Here is a 20,335-nt window from a genome sequence, read left to right as displayed (position 1 = left end):
TTATGAAACGTTACTCTACCGCTCTGTTATTGGGTCTGCTGACTTTAACCAGCCAACTGGCGCATGCCGATGTGATTGATGACGCCATTGGCAACATTCAGCAGGCGATCAACGATGCCTACAACCCCAGCAGCAGCCGTAATGACGATGACGACGATCGTTACGACCGCAGCCGTCAAATCGACAGCCGACAGTACGACGATCGTCGTCGGCAGCTCGAAGACAGACGCCGCCGTTTAGACGAGCGTCAGCGTCAGTTGGACGACGACAGGCGTCGGTTAGAAGAGGACGAGCGCAGGTTGGAAGACGATTACGATCGCGGCTAAGTGCGGCCTGTTGCCCTCACCCCAACCCTCTCCCACGGGAGAGGGAGAAAACCTAATCCAGCACCATCACCATCCCGTCATACCCCGCTTCAATGCCGGACGGCAGCGGGTTATCCATCATCCACACGTCAAACTGATGGCTGATATGCGTCAGGATCACCTGCGGACAGCCAATCACCTCGTTCAGCGCAATCACCGTATTCAAATCACAATGGTTGCGCGGCGTCTCCGGGCGCGGTTCATGGCTACAGTCGATAATCATCGCCTGCGGCTGATTGTTTAGCAGAAACGTCACCGTTTTATCCGGCAGTCCGGCGGTATCAGAAAGCCACGCCACGCGGCTGTGGGCGGACTCCAGCAGATAGCCAAACGTGAGTTTTGAATGGTTGAGCGGCAGCGGCGTGACCCGCAAGCCCTGAAGTTCAAACGTCACAAATGGCTCCACCGTGTGGCTGAAATCCAGGATGCCCGGATGTTTGAACAGATCGTTACAGCCTGCCTCGTCTGGCGGACCGTAGACGGGAATGGTGGCGCCTACGCCCCAGCGCAGAGGGAAAAGCCCCTGAACGTGATCCATATGATAATGGGTAAGCAAAAACTGCTGGAAGCTGCCCGCAGGCCAGTCGTCCATCAGGTGTGGAATACCCGCGTCCAGCAAGGTGACCGCATCGTTGAATTTCACCGCCGCGCTACAGGGGCGACGGCGATAATTTTCCTGTAAACGCGCCCGTCGGCACGCCGCGCAGTCGCAGCCAAACACCGGCACCAGCTGCGCCCCTCCGGTTCCTGTCAGCGTGATCGTCAGACTCATAACGCACCTCTACAGCGGTTTGGTGAAGCGGAAATGGCTTTGCGTATACCCTTCACGAACATAAAAACGGTGCGCGTCCACGCGCTTCACGCTGGTGGAAAGCTCGGTCAGCTCGGCGCCTGCCTGCCGTGCGACGTCCTCTGCCCAGGCCAGCAGCTGGCTGCCCACTTTTAATCCGCGCGCCTGCGGCATCACCACCAGTTCCTGGATCTCGCCGATCCAGCGGGCGTGGTGCAGGTGAAACTGTAGATGCAGGCCGATCATCCCGATGATCTGCCCGTCCAGCTCGGCCAGCTGGTAGCGCATATTGTGATCCCGCAAGTTGGCCAGATACCCGGCGTGAAACGCCTGATGATCGAACTCGGCCTGCTTAAGTTCGCAGATCAGCGCGTAAACGATCGGCGCATCGTCGGCGGTGGCGGGGCGAAGCTGGCAGTCAGGCATGTTGTTTCACCTTCTGGCGAATGAGCGATAGAAAGGTCTCGACTGACTGTAGCAAACTTCCGTCGTTATTGAGGAGATGGCAACCCGACGGGGTGTAACGCGCCGCCCGTTCCAGCCGCTGGTCGATCTCGCGCGCGTTTTCGCGCCCCCGCTTTTGCAGCCGGCTACGCAGAACGTCCGGGGAAACCTGCAAACAGACCGGGAGCAACGCCGCTTCGTACCGGGCGCGAGCCTGCGGGAGATGCGCCCGCGAGCCGTTGACCAGCACGTCAAAGCCCGCGTGCAGCCAGAGGTCGATCTCGATGCCGACGCCATAGTAGTAACCGTTGGCATGCCAGCTCAGCGCCAGCAGGTTTTGCCCGGCGCGGGTAAAAAACTCCTGCTCGCTCAGGGCGATATGGTTTTCACTCCCGGCGTTTGCCGCGCGGGTAATGTAGCGGTGCGCTACCAGCAGCTGTGAATGTTCCCGCTGCCGTAACGCCGACAGCAGGCTGTCCTTCCCGGAGCCGGACGGGCCCATTAACCAGATGAGTCTTCCCATCAGAACACCCTTTTTCCCTGACGCCAGACGTGGTCGATATGAACGTGCTCGCCCTTGCGGTGCGCCAGCACCAGGTCTGCCCGTTTGCCTTCGGCAATCTCACCGCGATCGTGAAGGTTGAGCGCGCTGGCCGGGTTTTTTGTCACCAGGCGAATCGCCTGTGGCAGCGTGAAGCTGTTGCCCTCGTCGTCCGCCACCCGGAACGCCGCGTCCAGCAGGCTGGCGGGGTAATAGTCAGAGGAGAGGATATCCAGCAGGCCGAGCGAGGCGAGCTTGCTTGCCGCCACGTTGCCGGAGTGCGACCCGCCGCGTACGATGTTCGGCGCGCCCATCAGGACGTTCATGCCATGCTTACGCGATGCTTCTGCCGCCTCGAACGTGGTGGGAAATTCGGCGATCACGCTCCCAAGCTGGTGGGATTCGCGCACGTGATCGTGCGTGGCGTCATCATGGCTGGCCAGGGCAATATTACGGTCCCGGCACATAGCGGCAATGGAGAGGCGATTCGGCTGCGACCACTGGGCCGCCAGCGCCAGCTGCTCTTCTTCGTAGCGCGCCATCTCCGCGTCGCTGAGAGAATATTTGCCCTGATAGTATTCGCGATACTTTTCAATGTTGGCGAACTGGCGCTGTCCCGGCGAGTGATCCATCAGGGAAACCAGCGAGACCGGCTCGCGGCCCACCAGCTTCTCAAACAGCGGCAGGGTGGTGTGGTGCGGCAGCTCGCAGCGCAGGTGCAGGCGGTGCTCGGCGCGGTTGAGGCCGCGCTTTTGCGTCTCCTCCACGGCGTTGATCATCTTCTCCAGGTTCTCCAGGCGATCGCCGCCGTCGCGCACGTCGCCGATCGCCACCGCGTCCAGCACCGTGGTGATGCCGCTGGCGACCATCAGCGCGTCGTGGCTGCTCATCGCTGAATGCGCAGGCCAGTCCACCTTCGGGCGCGGGGTGAAGAATTTATCGAGATTATCGGTATGCAGCTCAATCAGCCCCGGTAGCAGCCAGCCGCCTTCGCCGTCCATCGCGTCCGGTGAGCGGCTCTGGGTTTCGGCAAAGGCGCGGATGACACCGTCCCGCACCTCAACCGAGCCGTTCACGACCTCATTTTCCAGCACCAGCCTGACATTATTGATAATCATACGTTTGTCCCCATCGGGTGCAGTCTGTCCGCCACGCGATGGCGTACGGCGTCGTCGTGGAAGATCCCGACGATCGCCGCGCCGCGCGCTTTGGCCTGTTCGATCAGTTCTATCACCGCTGCGCTGTTTTTACTGTCGAGCGAGGCGGTGGGTTCATCCAGGAGTAAAATCGGGTAATCGACGATAAAGCCGCGGGCGATGTTGACGCGCTGCTGCTCGCCGCCGGAAAAGGTCGACGGGGCGAGGTGCCACAGACGCTCCGGTACGTTGAGACGCGTCAGCAGGCTGGCGGCTTTAGCGGCGCAGGTTTCGCGCGGCACGCCGAGATCCAGCAGAGGCTGCATGACCACGTCCAGGGCGGAGATCCGCGGGATCACCCGCAGGAACTGGCTGACCCAGCCGATCGTCGAGCGGCGTACTTCCAGCACTTTGCGCGCGGGAGCCTGGACCAGATCAACCCATTCATTGTTATGGCGGATATGGATATGGCCTTCGTCCGGCAGATAATTGGCGTACAGGGAGCGCAGCAGGGTGGATTTTCCGCTGCCGGAATGGCCATGCAGCACCACGCATTCGCCGTTGCTGACCTCTAATGAGGCATTTTGCAGTACCGGCAGGCGGACACCGTTTTGCTGGTGGAGCACAAAGGTTTTACTGACATTTTCAACGTGGATCATGTTGGCCTCTTAATTCTGTAATACCGAGGACACCAGCAGTTGGGTGTACGGATGATGGGGATCGTCGAGCACGCGGTCGGTCAGCCCACTTTCCACCACCTGACCCTGCTTCATCACCAGCAAGCGGTCCGCCAGCAGGCGCGCAACGCCTAAATCGTGGGTGACAATCACTACCGCCAGGTTCAGCTCCACCACCAGGCCGCGCAGCAGATCCAGCAGGCGCGCCTGCACGGAGACGTCCAGCCCACCGGTCGGTTCATCCATAAACACCAGCTTCGGATGGGTGACGAGATTGCGGGCAATCTGTAAACGCTGCTGCATGCCGCCGGAGAAGGTTGTCGGCAGGTCGTCGATGCGCGAGGCGGGGATTTCAACCTCTTCCAGCCAGTGCTGCGCCGTGGCGCGGATGTTGCCGTAGTGGCGCGCGCCGGTGGCCATCAGCCGTTCGCCGATGTTGCCCCCCGCCGAGACCTGGCGGCGCAGGCCATCCATCGGGTGCTGGTGCACCACGCCCCACTCGGTGCGCAGCAGGCGGCGGCGCTCGGCTTCGCTCATGCCATACAGCGACACGCCCTCATACAAAATGTCGCCATTCTGCGGCGTCAGGCGCGCGGAGATGGACTTCAGCAGGGTGGTTTTACCGGAGCCGGACTCGCCGACAATGCCCAGCACTTCGCCCGGCCACAGCTCAAACGACACGTCGCTAAAGCCTTTGCCCGGCGCATAAAGGTGAGTCAGGTTATTAACCGAAAGCAGCGGTTTCATTGGCTGTTCGCCTCGCTCTGTTGGCGGCAGTAATCGGTGTCGGAGCAGACAAACATCCGTTTGCCCGTGTCGTCCAGCACCACTTCATCCAGATAGCTATGCTTCGAACCGCAGATGGCGCACGGCTCGTCCCACTCCTGCACCGTAAACGGGTGATCGTCAAAATCCAGGCTCTCCACACGGGTGTACGGCGGTACGGCGTAGATGCGTTTTTCCCGTCCGGCACCAAAAAGTTGCAGGGCGGGCATCATGTCCATCTTCGGGTTATCGAATTTCGGGATCGGCGACGGGTCCATCACGTAGCGGCCGTTCACCTTCACCGGATAGGCGTAGGTGGTGGCGATATGGCCGAAGCGGGCGATGTCCTCATACAGTTTGACCTGCATGATCCCGTACTCTTCCAGGGCGTGCATGGTGCGGGTTTCGGTTTCCCGCGGCTCGATAAAACGCAGTGGCTCCGGGATAGGCACCTGGAAAATCAAAATCTGATCTTCAGTCAGCGGGGTCTCCGGAATGCGGTGACGGGTCTGGATCAGCGTCGCGTCTTCGGTTTTTTCAGTGGTGTTGACGCCCGTTACGCGCTTAAAGAAGTTGCGGATCGACACGGCGTTGGTGGTGTCGTCTGCCCCCTGGTCGATGACCTTCAGCACGTCCGCTTCGCCGATCACGCTGGCGGTGATCTGAATACCGCCGGTGCCCCAGCCGTAGGGCATCGGCATTTCGCGGCCGCCGAACGGCACCTGGTAGCCGGGGATCGCCACAGCCTTAAGGATGGCGCGGCGGATCATGCGTTTAGTTTGCTCGTCCAGATAGGCAAAGTTGTAGCCGCTTAAGTTAGCCATTGGCGCGCTCCCGTTGCAGGCGTTTCAGCAGTTCCAGTTCGGCCTGGAAATCGACGTAGTGCGGCAGCTTGAGGTGCGAGACAAAGCCGGCGGCCTCAACGTTATCCGCGTGGGCCAGCACGAACTCTTCGTCCTGTGCCGGGCCTGCAATATGCTCGCCGTAGTCCGGCGCCTGGAGCGCACGGTCAACCAGCGCCATCGCCATCGCCTTGCGCTCGCTCAGGCCATACACCAGCCCGTAGCCGCGGGTAAAATGCGGATCTTCATTCTCTGGCGCGACAAAACCGTTGACCATTTCGCACTCGGTCATCAGCAGTTCGCCGATGTTCACCGCAAAACCCAGCTCTTCCGGCACAATTTCGACATCAAGATAACCGCTGCGGATCTCTGCCGCGAACGGGTGGTTGCGCCCGTAGCCGCGCTGCGTGGAGTAGGCCAGCGCCAGCAGATACCCTTCATCGCCGCGCATCAGCTGTTGCAGGCGGGACGAGCGCGAACAGGGATAAACCGCCGGCGTGCGGGTGATGTCATCCGGTGTGCTGCCGGTGTCCTCTTCCGCCTTCGCCAGCCCCTGGTTTGCCAGCAGGCTAAAGACGTGCGGGGAGGCGTCTTGTTCAGCGTCAGAGACGCTGAGCTGCGGTGTTTCACCGTTCGCCAGTAGAGTGAAGTCCAGCAGGCGATGGGTGTAGTCGTAGGTCGGACCAAGCAGCTGGCCGCCAGGAATATCTTTGTACACCGCAGAAATACGGCGCTCTAAACGCATTTCCGCCGTTTTCACCGGCTCGCTTACCACCAGCTTCGCAAGCGTAGTGCGGTAAGCGCGCAGCAGGAAAATGGCTTCCACGTTATCGCCGCTGGCCTGTTTCAGCGCCAGCGCCGCCAGCTCGCGGTCTGCGATGCCGCCTTCGGTCATCACGCGGTCGACGGCCAGGTTTAACTGCTGTTCAATCTGGGCGACGCTCAGCTCGGGTAAGGCGTCATCCCCCCGGCGTCTGTGCTCCTGCAAGGCATGGGCGGCGGCAATCGCCTTCTCGCCCCCTTTGACGGCAACGTACATCAGCACACCTCCACGTGAGTGGTTCTCGGGATCGCCAGCAGGCGCTCGCCGCAGGTCAGGATCAGGTCGATACCGAGCGGGAACGGATGCGGGCGCTCGGTCAGCTCATGAATGATGCACTCCGGCAGCTGGGGGGCGACCATCCGCTCGTCAGCGATCCCTGCCCCCGTCAGGCGTAGCATGCGGCCACCGCTCAGGCTGGAGACCTGCAAAATCAGCGTAGCGCTGGTTTCCGGTGCGACGGCGCTGCCTTCGCTCAGGGCATTAAGTTGTTCATGGCTGATTTGCTCGTCGGCCACGGCGAAGACCGCCTGCTGGGGCTGCTCGACCAGCGGCGCGTTGGTGTGAAAGCGCAGGTTCTGGCTGGCGATATCGTTCAGCAATGCCCCTGACAGCCATACCGGGGTGTCGTTGTCCGCCAGCGTCAGCAGCACGCTGGTAGAGGCGAGGTTCAGCGGCAGCCAGCCCTGGGAGAGCTGGTGCAGCGAGACAATGACGCCCGGCTCGCTCATGGCTTTCAGCAGGCGACGGAAACTCTGTTGGGCATCCTGGACGGCCAGGGTAAAAGCAGGTTGAAGCGTCATGCGTTGTCTCCGCGAACGAGCGTAAAGAAGTCGACCCGGCTGGTATTTACTTCGGCCTGACGCGCGGCAAGGCGTGCGGCGCGGTCAGCTTCCAGCGGGGCAATAAGGGTTTCCATTAACGTCTGAAAATGCGGCTGTTCCTGTAAAAGCGCGTCGATCGCTGCGCAGCGCTCGGCGTGCGTTTTGTCGCGCCCAAGTACGTAGCCGTAGCCCAGCGTGCCGCTTTTCAGGCGGATCACCGCGCGGGTGAGGGTGGCATCGCCGGCGAAGAAGCGCTCGCCGGTGCCGCCCATGCGTGCCTGGATCTGCACCAGGCCGATCTCCGGCGCGCGGATCGTGTCGTAATCCGGCGTCAGGCCGAGCGCGTTCATGCGGGCAGCCAGCGCAGCAGGCTGGCTGTGGGCCAGCACGCGCATCCAGCGCTGACGAGTGGAGGTGTCGAAGTGCATTCAGTGCTCCATGGTAAATTCAATCATGTCGGCGCGGGTCAGGCTGACGGAGTATTCCGTTGCGTTGACGTCGCCGTCACGGTGGTTGAGGGTGCGCACGCAGAGCAGCGGGGCCATGTTGGGGATCTCCAGCACCTTGCTCTCTTTCGCCTGCGCGCGGCGGGCGCTGATGCGCGTCTGGGTGCGTTTGAGCACGATACCCGTCGCGTCCTGAAGAAAATCATGCAGGGAACCGCTGGCGAAATGTTGCAGAACGGGCCAGAGGGTGAGGTCCGCGAAGTAGTGGTCGATCTGACAGACCGCCACGCCGTTCACCCGGCGCAACGTGCGCAGGTGAACGACGTTGTCGCCCTCCTGAATCCCCAGCGCGTCCGCCACGTGGCGGGAGGCCGGGCGCAGGACAGACAACAGCTTTTCGCTGGTGGGGTGGCTGCCCTGATCGAGAAGGTTCTGGCTAAAACGCGCCTGGGCATTAAGCGGGTAGTCAAACGGACGCATCAGCACCAGCACGCCGACGCCCTGACGACGCTGGACCCAGCCGCGCTCCACCAGTTGATCGATGGCACGACGCAGGGTGTGACGATTCACTTCGTAGCGGTCGGCAAGCTGCTGCTCGGCAGGCAGGTAGTCTCCGCAGCGATAGTGCGTGCGCAGCTCCACTTCGAGCTTTGCCGCAATCTCTTGCCAGCGGGTGGGGTAACTGGTCGGATGTCTGGATAAGTGCATACCAATCAAAGCCTCGCTTCTCAGATGAAGTGCTTACGCAAACGTTGAGAGAGGAAATCCAGCAGGCTGACGGTGACGATGATGAGCACCATCAGGGCGCAGGTTTGCTGGAACTGGAAACCACGAATCGCTTCCCACAGGGTGACGCCAATGCCGCCTGCGCCCACCATGCCGACCACGGTGGCGGAGCGAACGTTGGACTCGAAGCGGTACAGGGAATAGGAGATGAGCAACGGCATCACCTGCGGCAGGACGCCGTACAGGATCTCTTCGATTTTGTTCGCTCCGGTTGCCCGGATGCCTTCCACCGGGCCGGGCTCGATGGCTTCAACCGCTTCGGAGAGCAGCTTGGAGAGCACGCCGGTGGTGTGGATGAACAGCGCCATCACGCCCGCGAACGGACCCAGGCCGACGGCGACCACGAACAGCATCGCAAAGACCATTTCGTTGATGGCGCGACAGGCGTCCATCAGGCGGCGCATCGGCTGGTAAACCCACCATGGCACGATGTTTTCGGCGCTCATCAGGCCAAATGGAATGGAGAGGATCACGGCGAGGGCGGTGCCCCAGACGGCAATTTGCAGGGTGATCGCCATTTCACCGAGGTAGTCCTGCCACTGGCTGAAGTCCGGTGGGAAGAAGTCGGCGGCGAAGGTCGCCATGTTGCCTGAGTCCCTGAAGAGCAGCAGCGGATCCATCTCCGCGCCCTTCCAGGAGATAACGAGCACCGCCAGCAGAACAGCCCAGCTTATGAGCGAGAACCAGCTGCGTTTTGGCGGCGGGAGGGTGATGGTTTGCATGTTGGCTCCTTTGGGTTTAGTCCCCTCTCCCTTGAGGGAGAGGGAGAAAGGCGTTACTGCACCGCTTTATTCACGCTGGTCATGGCGCCGAGCGCGGCGGTCAGGCGGTCGAGATCGTCCAGCTGCGCCTGAATTTCCGACACTTTGCTGGTCTTCTCTTCGTCCTTCAGGCCTTTGTTGTCCTTCACGCCCTGCATCTGCTTGAACAGCGCCAGCTGGCGAATCGGCACCAGTTGCAAATCGCTGGACGCGCGGAACGGTGCCCAGCCCAGACGTGCCAGAACCGCTTTCTCTTCCGGCGTTTTGCCGTAGTTCATAAAGAAGTCGTAGACCTTGTCCTTGGTGTTCTCGGAGAGGTTTTTGCGCCACACGATCGGGTCGCCCGGAATCAGCGGTGATTTCCAGATAACCTTGATTTCCTTCAGCTTGTCCGGCGCGGAGGTCTTCAGCTTGTCGAGGTTTTCAGTGTTGTTGGTAGCAACGTCAACCTGCTTATTCGCCACGGCCAGGGCATTGGTTTCGTGGCTGGCGTTAACCGTGCGCTTAAAGTCGCTGGCGGAGACGTTGTTTTTCGCGAAGACGTAGTAGCTAGGGACGAGGAAGCCGGAGGTAGAGTTCGGGTCGCCGTTACCAAAGGTCAGCTCTTTGCGTTTGGCGAGCATGTCGTTGAGGTTGTTGATCGGGCTGTCTTTGTTAACAATCAGCACGCTCCAGTAGCCCGGAGAGCCGTCTGCCGCAACGGTCTGGGCGAACACCTGGCCGTTCGCGCGATCTACCGCTTCCATAGCAGAGAGGTTGCCATACCAGGCGATGTCGACTTTGTTGAAGCGCATTCCCTGAATGATGCCCGCGTAATCCGGGGCGAAGAACGCGTTCACTTTGATCCCCAGTTTGGTTTCCATATCTTTCAGGAACGGTTCCCACTGGGGTTTCAGGTTCTGCTGTGATTCTGTCGAAATGATGCCAAAGTTCAGTGCTTTTTCCTGCTCCTCGGCGTGGGCCGGGCTTAACAGGGTGCTGATGCTGAACATGCTGGTGAAGGCCAGCGCGGCAACCGTTTTATAGCTCATTTCCATTCCTCGTTATGGGTCGTTATGCAGCCTGCGCGCGCTCTTCGACGCGGTTTACGCTGCGGTAGAGATGGTCAAAACGTTCGTTATCAAACTGGTGGCTTGCGCCATCAAAGAACACATGTCCCTGACGCAGGGCGACGATGCGCTCGCAGTAGCGCAGGGCGTAATCCACCTGATGCAGCGTCACCACCACGGTGATGCCGTCGTTCTGATTGATGTCGCGCAGGGTTTCCATCACGATGCGGGCGGACTCCGGATCCAGCGAGGCGATAGGTTCATCGGCCAGGATAATTTTGGCTTTCTGCATCAGGGCGCGGGCAATGGCGACGCGCTGCTGCTGTCCGCCGGAGAGCGTGGAGACGCGCTGGTGGGCGAAATGCGCCATGCCGACGCGGGTCAGCGCCTGTAAGGCTTCTTGCTTCTGGGATGGGGAGAACCAGCGCAGGCAGGTGCGCCAGAACGGGGTGCTGCCGAGCGCGCCAATCAGCACGTTCTCGAGCACGGTCAGGCGGTTCACCAGGTTGAACTGCTGAAAGATATAGCCCGTCTGAGCGCGGCTTTTGCGAATATCGCTCGCCAAACGCCCCGCATGTTGCACGGTGTTCCCCAGCAGTTCGACGCGGCTTTCCGGCGTTTTGTCACAGGTAATCAGGCCGCTCAAGTGACGAAGAAGGGTGGATTTACCTGAACCAGACGGCCCCAACAGCGCCACCATTTCGCCCTGCTGGACGGTCAGATCAACGGCATGCAGCGCCTTGTTGTGATGGAAGGTTTTGCTCAGTTTCTCGACGCGAATGACAGTTTGCATGTGCCCGGCCTCACGATAAATGTGGCCTCATGCTGGCGCATCAATATGACATTCAGGTTAAGTGTTGGTTGCGGGAGTTTGAAGAGTTGAGGGGAGTTTGATGACAATCACCGTAGGCCCGGCCAGCGCAGCGCCACCGGGCGCTGTTGCCGGATGCGCTGCGCTTATGCGGCCTACGATTTAACGACGTTAATCATCCACGGCACGCCGTATTTATCGGTGACTTTCCCGAATCCGTGCGCCCAGAAAGTCTCCTGCCAGGCCATTTCGACATTGCCGCCATCAGAGAGGTTGTCGAACCAGCGTTTGCCTTCATCCACGTCCTGCGTGTCGAGCACCAGCGTAAATCCGGCGTACTGCGTGCTGCTACCGGGTGGCAGACCATCGCTCATCATGATATCGCTGCCGGCAATGCGGACATTAGAGTGGGCGATGGCGGTATCCGGGAAGTTCATGCCTGACGGACAGCCTTCTTCGCTGTTTTCGTCTTTGGGCATTTCGCCGAAGGTGATTTTGTAGAGGAGTTCTGCGCCGACGGCCTGCTGATAGAAGGCCGTCGCCTCCGCACAGTTGCCGGCGAAAGAGATGTAGGGACTTAACGGCATAATCTTTACCTCACGTAAGAAAAGCCCGTTAAGTGTAGTTCCCGAACGCCCGGTAAGCGAAGCGTCACCGGGCGGGACAATCAGTTCTTTTTCACGAACTCAGATTTCAGTTTCATCGGACCGAAGCCGTCAATTTTGCAGTCGATATTATGATCGCCTTCAACCAGACGGATATTTTTAACTTTAGTGCCGATCTTCAGCATGGAGGAGCTGCCTTTTACCTTAAGATCTTTCACAACGGTAACGCTGTCGCCGTCTGCCAGCAGGTTGCCATTCGCGTCTTTCACGATCAGCGCATCGCTGTCCTGCGCAGGCTCCGCATCGTTCCATTCATGGGCGCATTCCGGGCAAACGAACATGCCATTGTCTTCATAGGTGTATTCAGAATTGCATTTCGGGCAGTGTGGAAGTTGCATGTGGGTATCCTCAAAAGTGTTAACACGCTGGAAAACGCCAGCTAAATGACGGCAGTGTGCCGAAAAAGGCAGCGAGTATAACGCAAATCCCCACTTTTGTCGGTGATATTGTTTTATAAAAATAGCGCATAAATGCGCAAGCGATGACACGAACTGTCAGTGAATTAAGGGAAGCGTATGCCCTGAACGGCAGAGATCGTAATCATGCTAAATGTATCGAATATTTTATTACAGCAAATTGCTACGCTGTGCCATTTCGGATAAGGTGAAGGAACAAGCCGTTATTTATCTACCCTCCTCTGACGACATACATCTTTTGGCGTCAGGGAATACCTCTCTTTTTTGGTGGGTAAATAACGATGATATATCCTGATGTTTCCTGAAAATGCGTTTTGTCTATTCACTTTTGGCTTTCTGGCCAGGGGATGTTTTACACGTATTACGAGGGTGGGTTTTAAATTCTCATTATCTTCAGTTAGTTGTATTAAATGAACATGTTTTCCATACGTGATCATATAAGCCTGAAAAGTATAATTAAAACATCGTGGCTTAATAAAAGTAATAAATTTGCGTTAAGGGAAGGCTTTTATCATGCACACACAGACCATATTTGAATTAAGCCAGGAAGCTGAACGTTTGTTACAGCTCGCTCTGAACAATCTTGATTCATTAAAATCTATGCCGATTGCAAAGCTGGATAGCACAACCGCTGCCATGAGCGGCGTTAATAACAACGTTTTGCCATTGCATTTTAGCGCACGGGGTGTCGACGCTCAGCAGGCGATGCTGAATAATGAATTACGCAAAATAACCCGCCTCGAAATGGTACTGGCGATTGTGGGTACCATGAAAGCGGGAAAATCGACCACCATTAATGCGATTGTGGGCACGGAAGTGCTGCCGAACCGCAATCGTCCGATGACGGCGCTTCCCACGCTGATCCGCCATACGCCGGGCCAGAAGGAGCCGGTGCTGCATTTTTTGCACGTTTCGCCCATCGATACCCTGATTACCCAGTTGCAGAAAAAACTGTGCGATAAAGATCGCGGCAAGCTGGCGCGGCGTCTGGAAATCGACAAGGACATGAATACGCTGCTGGAGCGCATAGAAAGAGGTGAGGCGTTTGAAAAACATCACCTGGGCGCGGAGCCCATCTTTCATTGTCTGAAAAGCCTGAACGATCTGGTGCGGCTTTCTCAGGCGCTGGGCGTGGAGTTTCCGTTCTCTGAGTATGCCGCGATTGAACATATTCCGGTGATTGAGGTGGAGTTTGTGCATCTCGCCGGTCTGGATGCGCACCTGGGGCAACTGACGCTGCTCGACACGCCGGGGCCGAACGAGGCCGGTCAGCCGCACCTGCAAAAAATGCTCAATGAGCAGTTGGCGCGCGCCTCCGCCGTTCTGGCGGTGATGGACTACACCCAGCTTAAATCCATTTCTGATGCTGAGGTTCGTCAGGCAATTTCGGCTGCCGGGAAATCCGTGCCGCTTTACGCCCTGGTCAACAAATTCGATCAGAAAGATCGTAATAGCGACGATGAAGAGCAGGTGCGGGCGATGATTTCCGGCACGCTGATGAAAGGGAATATTTCTCCGGGGCAAATTTATCCGGTCTCTTCCATGTGGGCCTATCTGGCAAACCGCGCCCGCTATGAGATGAACGTCCATGGGCGCCTTCCCGATCATCAGGATCAGCGTTGGGTACAGGATTTTGCCGAGGCCGCGCTGGGCCGCCGCTGGCGAACGGCCGACCTGGACGATATTGACCATATTCGCCATGCGGCGGATCTGCTGTGGGAGGATTCGCTGTTCGAACAGCCCATCCGCAAACTGATTTACGCGGCTTACGCCAACGCCTCACTGTTCGCTTTACGGTCGGCATCGCATAAGCTGCTGAACTATGCGCAAAATGCCAGAGAATACCTGGACTTTCGCCATCAGGGACTGACGGTCGCTTTTGATGAGCTGGAGCTGAATATTGCGCGCCTGGAAGAGGATATGACGATGCTGCGTCAGCGGCAGAGCGTGGTGAGCGATGAGGTCCAGCATGAAGTTGAAGAGGCGCTCAACGCAACGGATGCTTTTCTGCTTCGCCAGAAAGATGAACTTCACCAGGCGCTGGGCGACATTTTTAGCCGCCCGTCTATTCTTGACTTAGCAGGCTGCGAGCCATCCAGTTTGCGTGAAGACGACGCGGATGCGATCCAGCAGCTGGTGCTTGACGATGAAGGGCATGCGCAGATTGTCCTGAGCAAGATCCGATCGTCATGCGAGCAGATTATGCTGAATGCGCAGAGCAGAATTGGCCGGGAGCTGGCGTTACGCTTCGATCAGCTGGAGTCTACGCTCGCCCGATCGTTGAATGAGGCGATGCGACCCATCGAGACGCGAATTAAGGAACAGCTCAGTCATGCCGGATTTCGGGCGCGGATTAGCTTCCCGGCGTTTCAGGCAAACCAGCTTAATTTCAATACGCGCGGGTTATTTAATGATGCCATTGTGCAGGACACCCCTCCCGCCAGTCAGCCAGCAGGGGCAGGCAGCGTACGTAATACCGTCTCGCGCTGGCTCAATAATCCCGGCTGGGGCTGGGAGGAGTATGTCGTGACGCGCACACGCTATGTCATCGACATCGCTCAGCTTCATGGCAAATTTACGCAACATACCGATCAGTTTTGCGATCAAATTCGTAAAGCTTTGGCCGCGCAGGTCGATGTCTCTGTTACGGCAGGTATGGCAACGTTCTTTGCAGAGTTTTCGTTGTGCCTGACCGGGTTACAGGAAAGCTTGCGTGATAGCCTTGCCGTTCGGCAGCAGAATGAGCATTCAACCCGGGCGCTTAGCCAGTTGTTGAAGCAAAGTATGACCACTGCGGCGTGGATTCAGGAAGATACCCGACTGTTACGCGATGATATTCAAACCTTATTCGCGGCAGAGCAACCATGACAACACAGCTACTGGACGGTCCCGGGCGGACGCTGGAGTGTATTCATCCAAAATTTATGGTCGATTTGGTCCAGGGGGCGGATGCTGCACGTCACGCCCTCCTGGGGCCACAGCAACTACAATTTCGTGAGCGTTTGACGCAGGAGATCATTACGCAGACCCGGCTGCGGCCGTGGGCAATGGCGGGAATGCTCAACGAAAATGCAGCACTGCGGCTGGGTCTGGCGGAGAAACTTGCCGGTATGCTCGACCCCGGACACCTTGCGCTGACCCGTATGTCCGACAGGCTGGTAGCCCTGCGCCAGCAGGTGAATCCACGCCTCCCTCAACCTCCCGGATTGTTGCAACAGTACGAGGAGCTCTCCGCACATTTCAACCAGCGTGCCGCCTATAAAGAGAAAGCGCTCGCGCAGCGCGGTCTTACGGTTCAGGCGGGTGAGCACAGCGAGCAAATTTTTACCCGCTGGCGAGCCGGGCAGTATGACGGCTGGTCGCTGGCTGGCCGCTGCTTTATCGTGCTGGAAGAGTTGCGCTGGGGGGCGTTTGGCGATGCCTGTCGTCTGGCGAATAGTGATGTGGCGGCCATGCTGAAAGATAACCTGCGCAGCATGGCCGCAAATTATCTGGCACAGGAGATTAATGCTTCTCCCACCACCCGGCATTTTTACCATCAGTGGCTGACGACGCCCGCTTCTCCCGGTCTGATTGATTATAAAGATATGCTGGGCTGGCTGGGGGACTGGTGTCAGGCGGAAAAACATCCGGTGAGCTGGTCAGTGACGCAGAGCTGGCAAACGGTCGCGCTGGGGATGCCAAGACTCTGTTCGGCAAAACGGCTTGTGGATGGCATGGTGGAAGAGATATTTGGTACGTGATTGCCCCCCCTCTTTTTAAAGAGGGGGGCGAAAGGGTTAGTGGTGCATTTCTACCGCTTCATGTTCTGTCCGGGACTCAGGCACATGCCCAAAGCGTCTGGCGTACAGTGCCGTGATGATAGGGACCAGAATTGCCGTCACAATCACGCTGGCGGCAACCAGAGCCGTGGCGGAAGCGGCTACGGGTTCAAAGGCCGGGTTAATCTGGGCGATAATCACCGGGTTGGCTACCGCAGCGCCTGCGGCCGAAGAGGCGGCCACACCCGCGGTTCCGTTGCCGCCCCCGATGACGCGGTCTGCAATAATCAGCGGAATACCCGTGATGACGATGACGGCAACACCCAGCACAATACCCAGCAGGCCGGTTTCCAGAATTACGTTCAGGTTGATGGTATTGCCCAACGCGAAGCCGAAGAACGGGATCAGTACCGGGGTGGCTTTGCTGAAGAAATCGCGCAGATCGTGATCGAGGTTACCCAGCGCAAAACCAATCAGGAACGGCAGGATCGCCCCGACAAAATGGTGTAGTTCAAAGGAGGCAAGGCCAGCAGAACCCAGAATCAACATCGTCATCAGTGGACCCGACTCCAGGGACATCAGCACGAACGCGCCCGATTCTTCTTTGGTGCCATATTGATTCATCAGGCTGGCATAGAGACCGCCGTTGGTCATATCCATTGCTGAGACAATGGCCAGAACGGATAATCCGGCGAAGAAGCCAGTCTGAATTCCATTCTCCGGAATGAACATCGCACAGATCATGGCAACAACCCAGGCGACCGCAATTTTAGTAATGACCAACGTCCCTGATTTACGTAATACCGTACCTGTTGCACGCAAGTTAATAGATGCGCCGATGCAAAAGAACCAGACTGCCAGAATCGGTACCGTTCCGGTGATCATACCTTTTGTAAAACCGCCAAAATAAGCACCGGTATTCGGGGCCAGCGTATTTAATATCGCGCCAAGTACCAGCGGGACCAGCATCATCCCGCCCGGGATGCGTTCTATAGTTGCTTTAATCTTCATCATTAACCCTCACATCTCGCCCGCGTGGCTGGCGGAAATCTCAAAAAATAGATCAACAAATTCAAATGATTGCCTTTTTAGAGGCCAATCGATTCGTTACTTATGCTGTAAAGTGAAATTAAGGCGTTCAGTATTCCTTCATTTGAAAGCCGCTGAGATATCGTGTTCGGATTTATCATGCGATCTTTGGAATTGCGATTCAATGAAAACGAAACGCTGTTTTAGTTATCTCCGTCACATATTGAATGGAAACAGGATTGCCCACGATTAATAATTAAATTTTGTGTAAATTCGCTGTGAAGAAATGTGATTGTATTTTGTTTGGGAATGAATAATAACGGGCGTTAAGATCTGTTTGATAAGGGGGTTGAGAATGACCTTACTTATCGTGAATTGACAAAAGCTGAAGGCATCTTACGAACAGGAAAAATATATGTGAAGTTGATCACATATATAAACGCTGGTAGGGTAAAAAGGTCTTTAACTGCCCAGACAGGCGTCAACAGGTTCGGTTGTATTGAGGTAAAACGTCAATGTAAGTAAACCTGCTACGCTTGAATAAGGAGATTCGCATGGAGCGGATCTCTGGTTCACAGCTTGCAAAATGCGCTGTGAAACGGACGGGGCTGAGTCTACGAGGAAAGCTATGCTTAGAAGGAAAAAAGTAAAACCCATCACGCTGCGCGATGTCACCATTATTGATGACGCGAAACTGCGCAAAGCGATTACAGCGGCCTCGCTCGGTAATGCGATGGAGTGGTTCGATTTTGGTGTTTACGGCTTTGTGGCCTATGCACTTGGTAAAGTGTTCTTCCCCGGTGCCGATCCCAGCTTGCAGATGATTGCCGCGCTGGGTACGTTCTCCGTTCCCTTCCTGATTCGCCCTCTTGGTGGTCTTTTCTTCGGCATGCTGGGTGATAAATATGGTCGCCAGAAAATCCTGGCTATTACCATTGTCATCATGTCGATAAGTACATTCTGTATCGGCCTTATTCCGTCGTATGCGACTATTGGTATATGGGCGCCGATTCTGCTGTTGATCTGTAAGATGGCGCAGGGCTTCTCCGTTGGCGGCGAATATACCGGTGCATCGATTTTTGTCGCCGAATATTCTCCGGACCGTAAACGCGGCTTTATGGGCAGCTGGCTGGACTTTGGTTCGATTGCCGGATTCGTCATGGGCGCGGGGGTTGTCGTTCTGATCTCAACCGTAGTGGGTGAAGAGAACTTCCTTGACTGGGGCTGGCGTATTCCGTTCTTCCTGGCGCTGCCGCTGGGCATCATTGGGCTTTACCTGCGTCACGCCCTGGAAGAGACGCCTGCGTTCCAGCAGCACGTTGAAAAGCTGGAGCAGGGTGACCGTGAAGGGTTACAGGATGGCCCGAAAGTGTCGTTCAAGGAGATTGCGACCAAACACTGGCGCAGCCTGCTGACCTGTATTGGTCTGGTGATTTCCACCAACGTCACCTATTACATGCTGCTGACCTACATGCCGAGCTACCTGTCGCATAACCTGCACTACTCGGAAGACCACGGTGTGCTGATTATTATCGCCATCATGGTAGGTATGCTGTTTGTGCAGCCGATTATGGGTCTGTTGAGCGACCGCTTTGGCCGTAAGCCATTCATTATTCTCGGCAGCGTCGCCTTGTTCGCACTGGCAATTCCGGCCTTTATTCTGATTAACAGCAATGTGCTGGGGCTGATTTTCGCCGGTCTGCTGATGTTGGCGGTGATCCTCAACTGCTTCATCGGGGTTATGGCTTCTACGCTGCCGGCAATGTTCCCGACGCATATTCGCTACAGTGCGCTGGCGGCAGCCTTTAATATCTCCGTTCTGATTGCGGGCCTGACGCCGACACTTGCTGCTTCACTGGTGGAGAGCACGCAGAACCTGATGATGCCTGCTTACTATCTGATGGTCATTGCGGTGGTCGGCCTGATTACCGGTATTACCATGAAGGAGACGGCGAATCGTCCCCTGAAAGGGGCAACGCCTGCGGCGTCTGATATTCAGGAAGCGAAAGAGATCCTGCGTGAGCACTACGATAATGTAGAGCAGAAGATTGAAGATATTGACGCAGAGATCGAGGCGCTCCAGAAAAAACGTTCTCGCCTGGTTGACCAGCATCCGAGAATTAACGAGTGATAAAAAAACCCGCCGCTGGCGGGTTTTCTTTTATTAGCATCCTGCGGCGATGTAGTCGCCGCCAGCGCTGACGGGGATCACCGTCAGGAACAGGACCGTCGCGAACAGTATCAGAACAACCCCTCCGGCAATTTTGACCATCGGCATTATCCAGTTCAGGGACGTGCCGCCACCAAACCAGGCTACTGTGCGTTCACGTGCGTAACGTACTGCCAGCGACAGCCCCATAATCGACAGCGCCGTGCCCAGCGACATTGTCATCACAGCAGCAATCCCCCAGCTAATAATGCCGAGCGCATTCGAGAACATCAGGATCATAATTGCCCCGCTGCACGGGCGTGCGCCTATGGCCAGCACCACGCCCAGACGGGTTTTCCAGTCGCTTTTAGCCAGATCCACCCCTACGCCGTGATGGCCGCAGCCACAATGTTCATTATGCTGGTGAAGCGGCTTGATGGCGCTAATCGCCATTTTGCGCGGACGCAGGCTGCTGAGCGCCTGATAAATGATAAATGCACCGAAGGCGGCAATCAGTAGGGCGCTGATTTTCTCGACGTACCAACGGCTGGTGCTGATATCCCCTGACGCGAAGTTCAATCCAACCGCCAGGATAAAGACAAAGGCGATTGCGCTGACGCCCTGCATCAGGCTACCGATAAACGGTACGACGCGCGCCGCGAGCTGGCTCTCTTTATTGGTGGTGAGATACGTGGTGACGATGAATTTGCCGTGTCCCGGTCCAACGGCATGGAGTACACCATAAAGAAACGCACCGGTTAACAACCACAGCCCACCGCTGTACTGATGATTATTAAGTTGCAGCAAATACATCACCAGATAACGGTGCAGGGTGATCTGGGTGGCGAGGCACCACTGAATAAAAGCATTCCAGTGCTCATGCAGTGCAAAACCTGCCATAAGTAACACCAGCACGGCGAGCCCGGCAGTTGGGAGACGCCAGTCACGTTGAAGTCGTTGTGTCGTCATGAGGTTGACCCGCGAGAGAAATATTTGCCGCTAGTATAGTGTTCAAATCGCTGGATCACACCGGGATCGTCAATGGATTGTGGATAAGTCTGTGCGTAAAAAGGTATAAGGCGGGGTTTTGCTGGGGAATACAGCAATCAGTCATTTTTTTGCAACTTTTCTGTTGCGGTCGCTCGGGAACTCCCTATAATGCGCCTCCATCGACACGGCGGATGTGAATCACTTCACAAACAACCCGGTCGGTTGAAGAGAAAAAATCCTGAAAATCAGGGTTGACTCTGAAAGAGGA

General features: G+C 57.0%; 22 protein-coding genes. 4 read left to right on the top strand and 18 right to left on the bottom strand.

Features of this window, described 5'->3' with window-relative positions:
• Window positions 1-2: 2 nt before the first annotated feature.
• Complete coding sequence (gene yjdP / locus CU081_RS01840) at window positions 3-326, top strand: DDRRRQL repeat protein YjdP (protein ID WP_003860236.1); 324 nt, start codon at window positions 3-5, stop codon at window positions 324-326.
• Between the two features lie 52 nt (window positions 327-378).
• Here the strand turns inward: yjdP and phnP are convergent, their stop codons facing one another.
• The 16 genes from phnP to CU081_RS01760 form a co-directional block, all read right to left on the bottom strand.
• Window positions 379-1,137: a phosphonate metabolism protein PhnP gene (gene phnP, locus CU081_RS01835; RefSeq protein ID WP_003860235.1), complete on the bottom strand. Its 759-nt coding sequence runs from the start codon at window positions 1,135-1,137 to the stop codon at window positions 379-381.
• 9 nt (window positions 1,138-1,146) lie between these two features.
• Window positions 1,147-1,581 (bottom strand): aminoalkylphosphonate N-acetyltransferase, encoded by a 435-nt coding sequence (gene phnO, locus CU081_RS01830; RefSeq protein WP_003860233.1) that lies wholly within the window; start codon window positions 1,579-1,581, stop codon window positions 1,147-1,149.
• Entirely contained in the window at window positions 1,574-2,125 is a 552-nt protein-coding gene (gene phnN, locus CU081_RS01825; RefSeq protein WP_086527943.1) for a ribose 1,5-bisphosphokinase, read from the bottom strand. The genes phnO and phnN overlap by 8 nt, the downstream gene beginning before the upstream one ends.
• On the bottom strand, window positions 2,122-3,258 hold the full coding sequence (phnM, locus tag CU081_RS01820; RefSeq protein WP_003860229.1) for an alpha-D-ribose 1-methylphosphonate 5-triphosphate diphosphatase: 1,137 nt from the start codon (window positions 3,256-3,258) through the stop codon (window positions 2,122-2,124). The genes phnN and phnM overlap by 4 nt, the downstream gene beginning before the upstream one ends.
• Window positions 3,255-3,935, bottom strand: a complete 681-nt coding sequence (gene phnL, locus CU081_RS01815) for a phosphonate C-P lyase system protein PhnL (protein ID WP_003860227.1) — start codon at window positions 3,933-3,935, stop codon at window positions 3,255-3,257. Before phnL ends, phnM begins: the two co-directional genes overlap by 4 nt.
• 9 nt (window positions 3,936-3,944) lie before the next feature.
• Complete coding sequence (phnK, locus tag CU081_RS01810) at window positions 3,945-4,700, bottom strand: phosphonate C-P lyase system protein PhnK (RefSeq protein WP_003860225.1); 756 nt, start codon at window positions 4,698-4,700, stop codon at window positions 3,945-3,947.
• Complete coding sequence (phnJ, locus tag CU081_RS01805) at window positions 4,697-5,542, bottom strand: alpha-D-ribose 1-methylphosphonate 5-phosphate C-P-lyase PhnJ (RefSeq protein ID WP_006810438.1); 846 nt, start codon at window positions 5,540-5,542, stop codon at window positions 4,697-4,699. Before phnJ ends, phnK begins: the two co-directional genes overlap by 4 nt.
• On the bottom strand, window positions 5,535-6,599 hold the full coding sequence (locus CU081_RS01800; RefSeq protein ID WP_003860221.1) for a carbon-phosphorus lyase complex subunit PhnI: 1,065 nt from the start codon (window positions 6,597-6,599) through the stop codon (window positions 5,535-5,537). Before CU081_RS01800 ends, phnJ begins: the two co-directional genes overlap by 8 nt.
• Entirely contained in the window at window positions 6,599-7,183 is a 585-nt protein-coding gene (phnH, locus tag CU081_RS01795; RefSeq protein WP_003860219.1) for a phosphonate C-P lyase system protein PhnH, read from the bottom strand. The genes CU081_RS01800 and phnH overlap by 1 nt, the downstream gene beginning before the upstream one ends.
• Window positions 7,180-7,632, bottom strand: coding sequence for a phosphonate C-P lyase system protein PhnG (gene phnG / locus CU081_RS01790; RefSeq protein ID WP_003860217.1), 453 nt, complete (start codon window positions 7,630-7,632; stop codon window positions 7,180-7,182). Before phnG ends, phnH begins: the two co-directional genes overlap by 4 nt.
• Window positions 7,633-8,358, bottom strand: a complete 726-nt coding sequence (phnF, locus tag CU081_RS01785; RefSeq protein ID WP_003860215.1) for a phosphonate metabolism transcriptional regulator PhnF — start codon at window positions 8,356-8,358, stop codon at window positions 7,633-7,635.
• A 20-nt stretch (window positions 8,359-8,378) separates the two neighbouring features.
• Entirely contained in the window at window positions 8,379-9,158 is a 780-nt protein-coding gene (gene phnE / locus CU081_RS01780; protein ID WP_023302942.1) for a phosphonate ABC transporter, permease protein PhnE, read from the bottom strand.
• Between the two features lie 53 nt (window positions 9,159-9,211).
• On the bottom strand, window positions 9,212-10,228 hold the full coding sequence (phnD, locus tag CU081_RS01775; RefSeq protein ID WP_022650239.1) for a phosphonate ABC transporter substrate-binding protein: 1,017 nt from the start codon (window positions 10,226-10,228) through the stop codon (window positions 9,212-9,214).
• 22 nt (window positions 10,229-10,250) lie between these two features.
• Window positions 10,251-11,039, bottom strand: a complete 789-nt coding sequence (gene phnC, locus CU081_RS01770; RefSeq protein WP_003860210.1) for a phosphonate ABC transporter ATP-binding protein — start codon at window positions 11,037-11,039, stop codon at window positions 10,251-10,253.
• A 173-nt stretch (window positions 11,040-11,212) separates the two neighbouring features.
• On the bottom strand, window positions 11,213-11,644 hold the full coding sequence (yjdN, locus tag CU081_RS01765; protein WP_003860208.1) for a VOC family metalloprotein YjdN: 432 nt from the start codon (window positions 11,642-11,644) through the stop codon (window positions 11,213-11,215).
• Window positions 11,645-11,724: 80 nt separating this feature from the next.
• Complete coding sequence (locus tag CU081_RS01760; protein WP_003860206.1) at window positions 11,725-12,060, bottom strand: zinc ribbon domain-containing protein YjdM; 336 nt, start codon at window positions 12,058-12,060, stop codon at window positions 11,725-11,727.
• Between the two features lie 591 nt (window positions 12,061-12,651).
• Here CU081_RS01760 and crfC point away from each other — a divergent pair.
• Window positions 12,652-15,006 carry a clamp-binding protein CrfC gene (crfC, locus tag CU081_RS01755; protein WP_022650240.1) on the top strand — a complete coding sequence of 785 codons (2,355 nt, stop codon included), beginning with the start codon at window positions 12,652-12,654 and terminating at the stop codon, window positions 15,004-15,006.
• Entirely contained in the window at window positions 15,003-15,881 is an 879-nt protein-coding gene (locus CU081_RS01750; RefSeq protein ID WP_003860203.1) for a diguanylate cyclase regulator RdcB family protein, read from the top strand. Before crfC ends, CU081_RS01750 begins: the two co-directional genes overlap by 4 nt.
• A 36-nt stretch (window positions 15,882-15,917) precedes the next feature.
• Here the strand turns inward: CU081_RS01750 and kdgT are convergent, their stop codons facing one another.
• A complete protein-coding gene (kdgT, locus tag CU081_RS01745; RefSeq protein ID WP_003860201.1) occupies window positions 15,918-16,910 on the bottom strand; it encodes a 2-keto-3-deoxygluconate transporter in 993 nt (330 codons plus the stop codon).
• Window positions 16,911-17,556: 646 nt separating this feature from the next.
• Between kdgT and proP the strand changes: the two genes are divergently transcribed.
• A complete protein-coding gene (gene proP / locus CU081_RS01740) occupies window positions 17,557-19,059 on the top strand; it encodes a glycine betaine/L-proline transporter ProP (RefSeq protein ID WP_003860199.1) in 1,503 nt (500 codons plus the stop codon).
• A gap of 33 nt (window positions 19,060-19,092) precedes the next feature.
• Here the strand turns inward: proP and CU081_RS01735 are convergent, their stop codons facing one another.
• On the bottom strand, window positions 19,093-20,046 hold the full coding sequence (locus CU081_RS01735; protein ID WP_022650241.1) for a nickel/cobalt transporter: 954 nt from the start codon (window positions 20,044-20,046) through the stop codon (window positions 19,093-19,095).
• Between the last annotated feature and the right edge of the window lie 289 nt (window positions 20,047-20,335).

This window comes from Enterobacter sp. CRENT-193 (genome assembly GCF_002787395.1).
Taxonomy (GTDB): Bacteria; Pseudomonadota; Gammaproteobacteria; order Enterobacterales; family Enterobacteriaceae; genus Enterobacter; species Enterobacter hormaechei_C.
The sequence above is the reverse complement of the archived record's forward strand: the minus strand, read 5'-3'. Positions and strand labels throughout refer to the sequence as shown.